This is a genomic window from Nitrosomonas sp. Nm132, from assembly GCF_900100485.1.
GTDB lineage: Bacteria > Pseudomonadota > Gammaproteobacteria > Burkholderiales > Nitrosomonadaceae > Nitrosomonas.
The window spans coordinates 1-2,463 of sequence record NZ_FNDH01000103.1; the positions used below are offsets into that span (position 1 = coordinate 1).

At 57.7% G+C, this 2,463-nt stretch carries 1 protein-coding gene; it reads left to right on the plus strand.

From position 1 onward, the window contains the following. Positions 1-19 precede the first annotated feature (19 nt). Positions 20-2,419 (plus strand): PKD domain-containing protein, encoded by a 2,400-nt coding sequence (locus BLP80_RS14750; RefSeq protein WP_176754400.1) that lies wholly within the window; start codon positions 20-22, stop codon positions 2,417-2,419. Positions 2,420-2,463 lie beyond the last annotated feature (44 nt).

Consider the following 2,463-nt stretch of genomic DNA (forward strand, 5'->3'; position numbering starts at 1 on the left):
TTCCAGAGGAGTGATGATGATGATTACGAGAAAAAATAGCTGGGTGCTTTACCTGCTAGGTTTCATCCTCGCGTGCTGCACGCAGTCCCGCCTATTTGCCCAGGATGCCGTAGGCACCCTGATTCAGTCTGTGGATCTGTCGTGCTTTACACGTCCCAACTGCCCCGACCCCAACACCATGAACCCGGGCGCCATCAGCAGTCCCGACCCGTCAAGCATCGCTTATTTGAGCGCAGGTCCCCGCGCGGGCCATCTGCTCATCGGCGATGGCGAAGTCGACGAAATGGATTGGTTATTCAACAACCAGAATGTCAATGCCTTTGAGACAACCCTGACCGGCGAATTGCTGGCCGGTTCGAATACCACTTCTTATACCGATGAGCCGGCAGGGATGGCCTTCAATCCCCTCAACTTGCACATTTTCATCTCCGACGACACCATAAGACAGATCCTGGAAATCAATCCGGGCACTGACAGCGTATTTGGCACTGCTGATGATACGGTGGTGGGCTCAATCAATACGCGTGATTTCAATTCCACTGACCCGGAAGGGCTCGCTTATGATCACATCGAAGGCGCGCTCTATCTCGCCGATGGACTCAACGCCGAGATTTACAAAATCCTGCCGGGACCCAACGGCCGCTTCAATGGTGCGCCGCCCAGCGGGGATGACGTCGTCACCAGCTTCGATACCTTAAGTCTCGGCGTCGAGGATCCCGAAGGGATCGAATGGGATCCGGCCACCGGCAATCTCTACATCGTTGGCAAACCCCCAACCAGGGTTGCGGAGGTGACCACCAGCGGCGCATTGGTGCGCATGATCGATATTTCCGCGGCTAATGCCAACAAACCCGCCGGGCTGGCGTTGGGGGCGTGGAGCGGGGTGGGGTCTGACCCCTATCCGACTGTGCAGAATCTCTACATTGTCGATCGCGGCGTGGATAACAATGAAGATCCCCATGAAAACGATGGCAAGTTGTATGAGTTCGCCATCCCCTGGTCGCCGTCTGGCGGCGGGCCCGCAGGCAACCAACGGCCGAATCTGTCTGCCGGCGCCGATCAAGTCATTACTTTCACGTCCAGTTGCAGCGGCTCGACCGTTCGGCCCTGTGCCACGCTGAATGGCATCGTGATGGATGATGGGCTGCCCAATCCCCCCGCGCAACTCGCCATCAATTGGAGCGTGGTGAGCGGCCCTGGCGCGGTGGTTCTCGGCAATTCAAGCGCAGCCGAAGCCACGGCAAGTTTCAGTGAAGAGGGCGTTTATGTTTTGCGTCTCACCGCGGACGATTCGGAGCTTTCCACCAGTGACGAGGTGCAGATCACCGTGTTGCCGCCGCCGCCGCCATTGGCCGCCGTCTACGTGACGACCAGTAGAAAGAGCAGCACCCTCGGAAATCTCTCCTTTGGCCGTGAAGATATTCTCCGCTACGATATTCATACCGACAGCTGGTCGCTCTATTTCGATGGCTCGCATGCCGGCCTGGGCTCAACAGATATCAACGGCTTTCACCTCCTGGCCGACGGCAGCATTTTGCTCACCTTCCAGGCGGTCACTCTAGTGCCCGGGGTGGGATCGGTCGACACCATGGATATCGTGCGTTTCATCCCCGCGAGCCTCGGCGAGAATAATACGACGGGTACGTTCGAGTGGTATTTCAAAGGAGCCAACGTCGGTTTAGGACCGAGTTCGCAAGCCAGTGGCGAAAGAATCGATGCCCTCAGTTTCCTGCCGGATGGACGGCTGCTTGTCAGCACCAGCGGTAACTTCAGCGTGCCAGGCGTGTCCGGCGGTGATGAAGATCTCATCGCTTTCACCGCCACTTCGTTGGGTGAAACCACCAGCGGCGCCTGGCAGCTCTATTTTGACGGCTCGAAAATAAGCCTCAGCGATGGCGGCGATGATGAAGATGTGGATGGTGTTTCGGTTGATAGCACCGGCAATCTCTATTTGACCACCAACGCTAATTTCTCCGTACCTGGCGCGAGCGGGGATGGCGCCGATATTTTCCGCTGCATTCCCCCCCAATCCACCCCATTGCCTATCGCTAAATGCACCTATGATCCGGTGTGGAGTGGCTCCGCTCATGGATTAGCCGGTCAAAACGTGAATGGCATCGACCTGGTTTTTGGCACGGCAGGAAACAGCGCGCCCAGCGTGACGATCGATACGCCGGCCAATAATGCAACGTTTATGGCGGGTGAGGCGGTCACCTTTACGGGCACGGCAGCCGATAGCGAGGATGGCAGCCTGACCAGTGCATTGGCCTGGAGCTCCTCGCTCGACGGCGCGCTGGGTAATGGCGGCACGGTGAACACCTCCAGTCTGAGCGTGGGCACCCATGTCATCACCGCTTCGGTGAGCGACAGCGGTGGTCTGGCTGGTTCACATTCTATCAGCGTGACGATTAACCCATGACAGGAAATCCCCCGGTTTTGCCGGGGGATATTTACTTCTCCGGC